This is a genomic window from Sunxiuqinia dokdonensis (genome assembly GCF_001270965.1).
In the GTDB taxonomy this organism is placed as follows: Bacteria; Bacteroidota; Bacteroidia; order Bacteroidales; family Prolixibacteraceae; genus Sunxiuqinia; species Sunxiuqinia dokdonensis.
The window spans coordinates 16600-27280 of record NZ_LGIA01000036.1 but is presented as its reverse complement, the minus strand read 5'-3'; the positions used below and the strand labels follow the sequence as shown (position 1 = coordinate 27280).

7 protein-coding genes are annotated in these 10681 nt (G+C 45.0%); 2 read left to right on the top strand and 5 right to left on the bottom strand.

What is annotated here, in order from left to right; translation table 11 throughout:
• Positions 1-39 precede the first annotated feature (39 nt).
• The 3 genes from ppk1 to NC99_RS04215 all read right to left on the bottom strand — a co-directional run bounded on the left by ppk1 (position 40) and on the right by NC99_RS04215 (position 4459).
• Positions 40-2439: a polyphosphate kinase 1 gene (gene ppk1 / locus NC99_RS04225; protein ID WP_162231139.1), complete on the bottom strand. Its 2400-nt coding sequence runs from the start codon at positions 2437-2439 to the stop codon at positions 40-42.
• 102 nt (positions 2440-2541) lie between these two features.
• A protein-coding gene (prfB, locus tag NC99_RS04220) for a peptide chain release factor 2 (protein ID WP_157624430.1) occupies positions 2542-3631 on the bottom strand; the annotation gives its coding sequence in 2 pieces (ribosomal slippage) (positions 2542-3567 and positions 3569-3631; 1089 coding nt in all).
• Between the two features lie 114 nt (positions 3632-3745).
• Entirely contained in the window at positions 3746-4459 is a 714-nt protein-coding gene (locus NC99_RS04215) for a hypothetical protein (RefSeq protein ID WP_053180193.1), read from the bottom strand.
• 184 nt (positions 4460-4643) lie between these two features.
• Between NC99_RS04215 and NC99_RS04210 the strand changes: the two genes are divergently transcribed.
• The gene (locus tag NC99_RS04210) at positions 4644-5306 is read left to right on the top strand and encodes a 30S ribosomal protein S16 (RefSeq protein ID WP_053180191.1); all 663 of its coding nucleotides are present in this window, start codon (positions 4644-4646) and stop codon (positions 5304-5306) included.
• Between the two features lie 170 nt (positions 5307-5476).
• Here NC99_RS04210 and NC99_RS04205 read toward each other — a convergent pair whose 3' ends face one another.
• Entirely contained in the window at positions 5477-6673 is a 1197-nt protein-coding gene (locus NC99_RS04205) for a phosphoglycerate kinase (protein ID WP_053180188.1), read from the bottom strand.
• A 300-nt stretch (positions 6674-6973) separates the two neighbouring features.
• Between NC99_RS04205 and NC99_RS04200 the strand changes: the two genes are divergently transcribed.
• A complete protein-coding gene (locus NC99_RS04200; protein ID WP_053180186.1) occupies positions 6974-8098 on the top strand; it encodes a DNA polymerase III subunit in 1125 nt (374 codons plus the stop codon).
• Between the two features lie 29 nt (positions 8099-8127).
• On the opposite strand, the gene NC99_RS04195 is transcribed toward NC99_RS04200, so the two are convergent.
• Complete coding sequence (locus NC99_RS04195; RefSeq protein ID WP_053180184.1) at positions 8128-10518, bottom strand: sensor histidine kinase; 2391 nt, start codon at positions 10516-10518, stop codon at positions 8128-8130.
• Between the last annotated feature and the right edge of the window lie 163 nt (positions 10519-10681).

The following is a 10681-nucleotide window of genomic DNA, read 5'->3' as shown; positions in this document are numbered from 1 at the left end:
AGTTCGTTGAACACTCTCTACCCTCCCCTTTTTTTGTTTTTACCTGATTTTCTCAATCAGTTCGGGAGGCTGGGCCAGGATGGCTTTTTTGCCATTAATGACAATCGGACGTTTCAGCAGACGCGGATTTTCGGCCAGAACATTTACCCATTCATTGTTCGTCAACGTTTTGTCCTTGTACTCTTTTCGATACAAATCCTCCTGGGTTCGAACCAGTTCAAACGCCTTCATCCCTGATTTGGACAGAATATTTTTAATCTCATCCACGGTGATCCCGTCTTTCAGGTAATTTTTCACGTCGATGTGGTATCCGTTTTCTTCGAGGTACTTTAAACCCGCCCGGCTTTTCGAGCATCGTGGATTATGATAGATTTTCATGGCGACTTGATGTTTTAATCTGATGTATTGATAATAATCTTCCTGCGCACGGAACCGGCCTTCCATATGCTGCCGGTTGTAGGTATTCTGTAATTCATTGTCTAAAATCCGCGACTTGGTGTTGTCCTTCAGTTGAATTTTAAGCATTTCGCGCAATTCAGACTTCAAATCTTCATCGTAAATCGGACAAGCCACTTCAATACGCCGGTTTAAATTCCGTGGCATCCAATCGGCCGATGATATATATATCTGATCCTTGCCACCGTTTCCGAACAGAAAAATACGGGAATGCTCCAGGTATTTATCGACAATACTGATGGCCTCAATGTTTTCACTTACGCCCTCCAACTCGGTCAACAAGCCAAAGATGCCACGTACAATCAGTCGAATTTTTACGCCCGCACGTGCCGCTTCATAAATTTTGTCCATCATCTCAGGATCGATCAGGCTATTCATTTTCAGCACCATAAACCCACGTTTTCCCGACCGGGCAATGGCAATTTCCTGATCGATTTTAGTCATGAAAAATTGACGCATCGAAAACGGACTCACCACCAAATGTTTGTAATTCGAAATGCGGTAGTTGTGCTTGAAAAATCCAAACAGGCGGGCCACTTCATCGGCAATTCTCGGATCGGCGGTAAGCAAGCCGTCATCGCCATATACGCGGGCTGTTCCTTCGTGAAAGTTTCCAGTGCCCACATAGGCGTAATTCCGGAACGATTTTTTTTCTTCGCGTTTAATCCACGCCAGTTTACTGTGCACCTTCAAGCCGGGAACCCCATTAACGACATGTGCCCCTTCTTCCTGCAACTTATTCGACCAGTAAATGTTGGCTTCTTCGTCGAACCGGGCTTGCAGTTCAATAACCACGGTTACTTTTTTCCCGTTTCGAATGGCATTCAGCAAAGCATTCACCACCCGCGAATTATCGGCCACGCGATAAATCGTGATCCCAATTTCGTTCACCGCCGGGTCAATAGCCGCTTCGCGAAGCAAGTCAAGGAAATGACTAAAACTTTGATAGGGATAATGCAGCATGATGTCTTTCCGACGCAAGCGCTTCAGAATACTTTCATGCTGTTTGAGTTCTTTGTGCCGCACCGGCGTCAGGCGTTTATAATAATGGTGGGGCTGTCCGATCTCCGGAAAATCCATAAAGTCTTTGTGGTTGTGATATTTTCCGCCAGGCACCTGGTTGTCCGGATCGAGTTTCATTTTTTTGATGATAAAATCCAACAAATCATCCGGAATCTCTTTGTCGTACAACAAGCGGACAGGCGTACCCACTTTTCGCTTCTTCAGGCTGGCTTCCATCTTTTCAACAAAACTTTTGGAGATATCGTCGTCGATATCCAGCTCGGCATCGCGGGTTACTTTAATGGTGTAGGCTTCAAACTGATCGTAATTAAACAAGGGGAAAATATCGGGCAAGCTGTATCGAATCACATCGTCGAGCAGCATGACGTATTTGCGTCCTTCTTTTTCGGGCAGCACCAAAAACCGCGACAACGATATGTTTGGAATACGCACCAGGGCATAGGCGAACTTGTCGGGCCGGGCCTTGCGCGAAAGCTTAATAGCCAGGTAAACAGACCGGTCGCGCAGATACGGGAACTTGTTTTCCTTACTCAGCATAATGGGAATCAGGTTGGGAAGCACCTTATCCTTGAAGTAATTTTTGACAAATACAATTTGTTCCGGCTCCAGGTCATTCTCATCAACCATCAGAATATTCTCCTGTTTGAGCTCTTTCATGATGTTGCGGAAAATTTCCTGCGAGCGCTTTTGGTGCGAAACCACCGTCTCCATAATTTTCTCGTGCAGCTCTTCAGGACCAATGTCGCCAATTAAGGGTTCATCATTTCCAAAATCAACCATCCGGCGCACCGAGGCTACGCGTACACGAAAAAACTCATCGAGGTTATTGGAGAAGATCCCGATGAAGCGAATCCGCTCAAACAGTGGAACGCTGGGATCTTCAGCTTCCTGTAACACCCGTGCGTTAAAGGAAAGCCAGCTGATTTCACGATTGATATATGGGTTGCCAGTTTTTGTCATATTCAGTTGCCTTTATTGGGAATTTACCTCACAACAGCGAAGTAGTTAAGCGATCTGTCCTAAATATGCAAAAAAGTTTCTACATTTTTCTACTCCTGCAAACTAGTCTTCGCTAAACTCCATCAGGTAAGCTTTCATAAATCCGTCAATCTCGCCATCCAAAACTGCCTGAACATTGCCTGTTTCATGGTTGGTCCGGGTATCTTTCACCATTTTATAGGGTTGCAACACGTACGAACGGATTTGCGAGCCCCACTCAATTTTTTTCTTGGTCGACTCAATTTGCATTTCGGCTTCCCTCAATTTGCGAAGCTCCAATTCATACAATTGCGATTTCAGCAGTCGCAAGGCGTTCTCCTTGTTGGCCAGCTGTGACCGGCTTTCGGTGTTTTCGATGGTGATGCCTGTGGGGGCGTGCCGCAAGCGAACGCCGGTTTCTACCTTGTTGACATTCTGACCGCCGGCGCCTCCCGAGCGAAACGTGTCCCAGGTAATATCGGCGGGATTAATTTCAATTTGGATCGTATCATCAACCAAGGGTGCCACAAAAATTGATGTGAAGGAAGTCATTCGCTTATTCTGCGCATTGAAAGGCGACAAACGTACCAGCCGGTGCACGCCATTTTCGCTTTTCAGGTAGCCGTAGGCATAATCGCCTTCAAACTCGATGGTGCAATTTTTTACGCCCACTTCGTCGCCGGCATTATATTCTGAAACAGTGACTTTATAGCCCTCCTTCTCACCCCAGCGCATGTACATGCGCATTAACATCTCGGCCCAGTCGTTGCTTTCGGTACCACCTGCCCCGGCGTTAATCCGCAAGATCGCACCCAGTTTGTCCTCGTCTTTACGAAGCATGTTTCGAACTTCCAGTTCTTCGATATGTGTCAGTGCTTTGTGAAACTGGGCATCAACTTCGGTTTCGCTGGCTTCATCAGCCTCAAAAAATTCGTATAACACCTGTAAGTCTTCAAACGCCTGATCAACTTCTTTAAAGCCCTCTGTCCACACCTTAATCGACTGAATGGCTTTCATCTGTTGTTCCGCTGCTTTGGGATCGTTCCAAAAATCAGGATCTTGTGTTTTGAGTTCTTCTTCTTGTAGTTGAATTAATTTTGCATCGTAGTCAAAGATGCCTCCTCAGCGCATCCCGGCGCTCTGCAAGCTCTTTTAGCTGCTCTTTCTGAATCATGGTTATCGTTTTAAATGGTTTACAAAAGTAGGAAAACAAGCCACACCAAGCAATAACAAAAACGGACTGCCCAATAATTCAGACAGTCCGTTTAAAAGATAGGTTTTCGGTGGATTACTCTTCGCCCCAAACGATTTCCTGTAAGCTAATTGACTTGGCTTGCAGGTTCACCCCATTCTGGCCCGATTCATATTTAAAGGCATCGAGCTGAATGATGTAGGTTGCGCCGTCGGCAGGTTGAAAGTCGCTGGCCCACCCTGATCCTGAAGCCGATATGGTGTATTCTTCTTTGTCTCCCAACAAAGAAGAAGACTGAAATACCTGATCATCATCTTGTTCAAACATTTTCACGATAAGATAATCGGCATCCTCAATTTCGGTCCAGGTCAGTTTCATTTTATTCTGAGCATCATCAAACGCATATTTAATGGTATCGGTCGGATAAATTACATCATCGGACAAGTTATCACTAAGTGTGCTTGTTTCGCCCGACTGGGCCACAATATTAAAACTGTAAGCGCCAGACTCAGGCATTTCCGCTGAGAAATCATCGTCCTCCGTTTGAGCATAGAAATCGTAAGGATAACCTTCGTAAGACTCCAGATCATAAGTCGTGTTATCTACTGAAGTAACTTTCACACTTTGCATGGGCTTGTTGGCAAACGCATGCAAGGCCAGGCCGTACACCGTATCGACTTCATTTTCTGTTGCAACAGTTTTGGTGATTACAAATACATCAGCTGCCGGATCAAAGGCTACTTCTTCGGGCTCACAGGCCACCAATCCAATCATTAAAACGCTTACGGCAATAGGAATAATTTTTTTCATGTCTTTAAAATCTAAATTAATTGTTTCAAATGTTCCAGTAAGATGAAGAATTGGTCAAAAGGTTGCGGACAACAGTCATTTTTCTTTCATTGATTTAACTCCAGGCCGATAGTTTTATTTCAGAAATAAAAGTATATCTTTGCGCCACAATTAAAAAATTGTTTATCAATTAAAATTAATTCACATGCCAGCAAAAATCAGATTGCAGCGACATGGTCGCAAACGTTTAGCATTCTACCACATTGTGGTAGCTGATGGCAGGGCACCACGAGATGGTCGTTATATTGAAAGGATTGGATCCTATAATCCAAATACAAATCCTGCTACGATCGATCTTGATTTTGATAAAGCTTTAGACTGGCTTACAAAAGGTGCACAGCCAACCGACACTGTAAGAGCTATTTTATCTTACAAGGGAGTATTGTATAAAAAACACCTGCAAGGTGGTGTTGCCAAAGGTGCTTTTGACGAAGCTGAGGCAGAACGTCGTTTCGACGCCTGGTCAGCTGAGAAGGAAGCCAAGATTCAAGCGAAAAAAGATCGTTTGTCGAAAGACTCCGATTCCTTGAAAACAAAACAACTGGAAGCTGAAGCCAAAGTAAACGCCGAGCGTGCCGCAGCCATTGCCAAACGCAATGCCGAATTGGCTGCCGAGGCTAAAGCAGCTGAAGCACCAGAAGAAGTTGAAGCTCCGGCAGAAGAGGAAGAAGTGGTAGCTGAAGAAGCTGCTCCGGCGGTTGAAGAAGCTCCTGCTGAAGAAGCTCCAAAAGCTGAAGCACCCGCAGCCGAAGAAACTTCGAAAGAAGAACCTGCTGCTGAAGAAAAAGAAGAAAAGAAAGCTGAATAAGTTTTTCTTTTATTCCTGAAAAGAATCGCATAATAATAAAAAGAGGCTGACTCCATTGAGTTCAGCCTCTTTTGTTTTTTGGGTGTCGCTGACGACGATCAGGCATCAGCCTGCGCATAAAAAAAGGCCGCCCTTTTGAGACAGCCTCTTGTAATTTTAGTCTTGTTCTTTTATTCGCCACGAACAGCCGCAATTCCGGGAAGTGTTTTGCCTTCCAGGTATTCCAGCAGGGCACCACCAGCAGTTGAGATGTAAGACACCTCGTCGGCCAATCCAAATTTATTGATACAGGCTACTGAATCGCCACCACCAATCAATGAGAAAGCACCTTTTTTTGTGGCTGCTGCAATGGCATCGGCCACTGCACGAGAACCCACTGCAAATTTGTCGAATTCGAATACACCAACCGGACCGTTCCACAAAATCGTTCCTGAGTTTTCAATCACCGTTTTGAAAGTGGCAACACTTTCAGGACCTGCATCCAAGCCTTGCCATCCATCAGGGATATTGTCAGCGGCAGCCGGCTGGGTGTTGGCATTTTCGCTAAAATCATCAGCAGCTACCACATCGGTTGCAATATACAGCTTCACGCCTTTTTCGGCTGCTTTTTTCTGAATGGTCAGTGCTGTTTCGAGGTAGTCGTCTTCACAAATCGAATTGCCAATTTTTCCACCGTTGGCTTTCACAAAAGTGTAGGTCATACCGCCACCCAAGATCAGGTTGTCCACCTTGTCCAGCATGTTTTCGATGATGGTAATTTTTGAGGAGACTTTGGCGCCGCCCATAATGGCAGTCATCGGTCGGGTTGGATTGGCCAGTACTTTATCCAGACTTTCCAGCTCGCTTCCAATGACATAACCAAACATTTTGTCGTTGGGGAAAAACTTGGCGATTACCGCTGTTGAAGCGTGCGCACGGTGTGCTGTTCCAAACGCGTCGTTGATCCAGCAGTCGCCATTTTCGGCCAGCTTCCGGGCAAATTCTTCGTCGCCTGCAGTTTCTTCCTTGTAAAAACGCAGGTTTTCCAAAATCAGCACTTCGCCTGGCTTCAGGCCTTTGGCCATGGTTTTGGCTTCGTCGCCAATGCAATCGGGAGCAATTTTGACCGTGGCACCATTCAGCAGTTCCGACAAGTGGCCAACCAAATGTTTTAAGGAGAATTTATCTTCCGGGCCATCTTTCGGACGTCCCAGGTGAGACATGATAATGGGCGAACCCCCTTTTTCAATCACCTTGTTAATGGTTGGCAAAGCGGCACGCATCCGGGTATCGTCAGTAATCTCAAACTTTTCGTTGAAAGGAACATTGAAATCCACGCGGATCAATGCTTTTTTTCCTGAAAAATCATAGGTTTCAATAGTCTGCATAATTGTATTTTTTAGTTTCTAAAAATCGAAATCAAAGATACGAAAAAGATCACGTTTGGCTTTGCTCTATTGGGTTAATCTGCAACAATTAATGCAGAGGTAAAGTGACAGAAACGGGATTGACAGCCAGCTAAAAAAGATTGTGATTCTGATCCTTCGTCAATTTTCATTGATCAGGTTCGGGCCAGTGAATGATCGGTGCAACATTTCCAATCATTAAAAACCGGAATTCAGAAACTTTGGTGTGAACAGGAGGAAAGGCGGCAGGTTTTATTATTTTTGTTTGCACAAATTTAGCCTATGTTTTTTCAGGACGTCATTGGGCAGGAAGCCACTAAAAAAAGATTAATTCAATCGGTTAAGGAAGAACGCATCAGTCATGCACAACTGTTTGCCGGCCCCGAAGGTTCGGGCAAACTGGCCTTGGCTTTGGCTTATGCGCAGTATATTTCGTGCTTGGACAAGCAGAACGGCGATTCGTGCGGGCATTGCTCTTCGTGTAAGAAATATGCCAAACTGATTCATCCCGACCTGCATTTTGTTTTCCCCGTGGTTAAAACACCCAAGTTTAAGGATCCGGTGAGCGACAATTTCTTAGTCGAATGGCGGAAGCTGGTTCTTGAAAATGCCTATTTCAATCTCGATGACTGGTTTACTTTCATTGGCGTTGAAAATGCCCAGGGGCTGATTTATTCGCACGAAAGCGAAGAAATTATCCGCAAACTGAACCTCAAGTCGTTTGAAGCCGAATACAAGGTGATGATTATTTGGATGCCGGAGAAAATGCATGTGTCGTGCTCGAACAAACTGCTGAAAATGATTGAGGAGCCACCGGTGAAAACTTTGTTTTTACTCGTTACCGAAAGCGAAGAAGAAATTATTACCACCATCCGCTCGCGCTGCCAGTTGATAAAAATCCCGGGCATTCAGCCAGAACCCATGAAAGCCGCTATTCAGAAGTTGGAAGCGGCGGCTGGCAAAGACCTGGACAACCTGGTGCACTTGAGCCGCGGAAACTACCGGCAAGCCATTAACTTGCTTGAGCTAAACGAAAACACGCGCTACAACCTCGAACGATTTAAAGAGCTGATGCGATTCGCGTATGGGCGTAAGTTTTTGGACCTGTTTCAGTGGATTACCGACATTTCGGGCATTGGGCGCGAACGCCAGAAAATTTTCCTGCAATATGCCATGGGACTGATTCGTGAAAATTTCGTGTATAACCTGAAAAATCCGGCCCTGGTTTTTATGCACGAAGAAGAGCAGGCTTTTTCGGCACGCTTCTCCCCTTTTATTAATGAACGAAACATTGTGCCCATCAGCGAAGAACTGGAGAAAGCCTACCAACACATTGCCATGAACGGAAATCCGCGAATTATTTTTACGGATATGTCGCTTAAGATTGTCAAGTTGATCAGAAAGTAAATGTGACCGTCAGCTTCGCGCAAACCGGCTTATTCTTTCGGAAGAATGGGGAATTTTACGTAGAATGTTGTTCCTTTATTTTCGGTTGATTCGAACCAAATTTCTCCTTCAAGCAAATTAGTAATCCCTTTAATAATGCTTAATCCCAGACCCGTTCCGGGCTTGAGTGTTTTGGATTCCACCTGCGTAAAACGCTTAAAAATGGACTGCTTAAACTTTTCAGGAATTCCAATACCCGTATCAGCCACGTAAAAAGTAATCACATTTTCTTCCAAAGCATGGATCCCCATTTCAATAACTCCTTCGTTGGTATTCTTGATGGAGTTGGTCAGCAGATTGTCAAAAACTTGTTTCAGGCGAATGGGATCAGTAAACATGATGACCGGCTTGTCGGCCTTTTGGTAATTGAGGTTCAACCGGAGTTGCGGCTTGTTTCGCAACAGCGAACTTTGCCGGTGGTAGTCGTAGGTATTTTGAAGGAAAGGAACCACGGAAAAGTAGCTCATTTCAATTTTCAACTGGTTCGATTCAATTTTGGCAATGTCGATAATGTCGTCGATAATCCGCAAAAGATGTTTTCCGGCTTTCTGTATAAAATTGGTGTATTGCTCCTGCTTTTCCTGGCTGACGTTTGGCTGGGCCAAAAGACTGGAAAACCCAATGATACTATTCATGGGGGTTCGAATTTCGTGCGACATGTTGGCCAGAAACGCCGATTTCAGCTCGTCGCTTTCCTTGGCCTTTTGGGTGGCAACCTGCAATTCGCCATTCAGCTTTTGTAGTTCATTCAAGGCATTTTGCAGTTCGTCGTTCTTATGCAGAATTTGCTCTTCGAGTTGCTTGTGTTCGGTGAGATTGTTCAAAATCAGCACCAGTTTATCGCCAACGCAGCTCCAAAGAATCTGGACAAACTTGACCGACCCGTCTTTGCAGGTAACGCGAGCTTCGAAAGGGCTGTGTGAAGCTCTGGAATCACGTGGACGCTGAAGGTCGATTTTCCACAACCGTTTCATTTTTTTACGGTATTCTGCGTCCGGATAAGCTTTTTCAAACCAACGATCGTTATTTGGAATATCCTCGGTCGTGTAGCCAAAAGTCCGGGTAAATTCATGATTGAGATACTCCACCTGCCCCGCTTTACCATTAATGGCAATTGGGATGGGCGAATCATCTACCAAATTTCTTAAGCCTTCCTGATTCTGTTTTAATTCCCAAGCAATCTTCCGTTGCTCCGTTACATTAATTAAAGCCCCCACGATGGAGCTTGTTTTTCCGTCCTCAACAACCGGAGCTTCACGCACTTCAACCCACACCAGGCTCCCATCTTTATGAACCAGCTCCAGCTCATAAGGATCTTGAATCTGCCCGGTTTCAATTGCTTTTTCAACCAACTGCAAACCTCTTTGGTTAATCGGGTTATCCGATGCCAAAGTTGTCCATTTCACCAAGGCCTCCTGGGGTGAATAGCCAAGTAATTTCTCTATCTGTGGGCTGACGTAGGTTAGCCTGTGATCTGTTGTGTGCGAATAAAAAACGTTGGTGCTATGCTCAACAATGTTGCGAAGCTTCTGCTCGCTTTCGCGAATAATCTGCCGGTTCTTCTTGTCATCGCTGATGTTACGGGTGGTACAAATCATGCCGTCGTAGCGGTCGTTTTTGACCAACGGAACCAGCCACCCGGCCAAAACAGCCTCGCGCCCGTTGAGGGTAACCAGCTGCGATTCATACTTCCGTGGTTGCAAGTCTTTCTTCGCCAACAGGTAATCTTCCAGAAAGGTTCCAAGATTTGGCTTTTTGAAGTCAAGAATATTTCGGCCCACCAGGTTTGCTCTTTTCGCACCGGTATTGAATGTTACGCCGGAATTGACAAAAAAAATCGTGTCGTGCTTATCCGTTACCCAAATCCCTTCGTGAAGGTGATCCATCAGTCTTTCATAAAAAAGAATGGGGCTATTGTCTTCCTGATTCTGGTCGTTTTGCCTGATTAAACTCAGGAAGAAATAGTGTGGCTTTGGCGCTTGTACCTGAATGTCAAAAAAGGTATTTCCATCGAAAGTAAAGTCGGTGAATTCCCTCTTCTTGCCGGACTTGGCAACAGCGGCGAACTTCTTAATCCACTTTTGGGGCAGTCCGTCAAACAGCTCGTGAACAGGCTTCGGCAACAAGCTGTTCACTTGTTTACCGACCGCTGTTTCAAAAGCCTGATTGACATTCAGTGTGGTGAAAGAGACGGGGTTTTCATTGGCATCATACACAATTCTATTCAGCGAACAGCCAAAGGGAAGCGCTTCAAAAATCGACTGGTAGATTTGCTCTCCGCCCTCAAAATCTCCGTTCTCGTAATCCGTATCTTCGTCCAACGATTGACTTTGGTTACTGTGATGCCTTATTTTTTCTGGATGTTCCTCTTTTGTGCCCATAATTGTTAAAACAAAGGAAATCTAATTTAGCTCATTTCGACCAATAAAGCTATTTTTTTGATGGCTTAATTCAGGTTTTCAAGCGGTTTCAGGTTTATGTTTTGTAATTTTATTGACATGTGTCGCTACTACTTTGTTTGTCAGCATTATTAATTACTTTTGT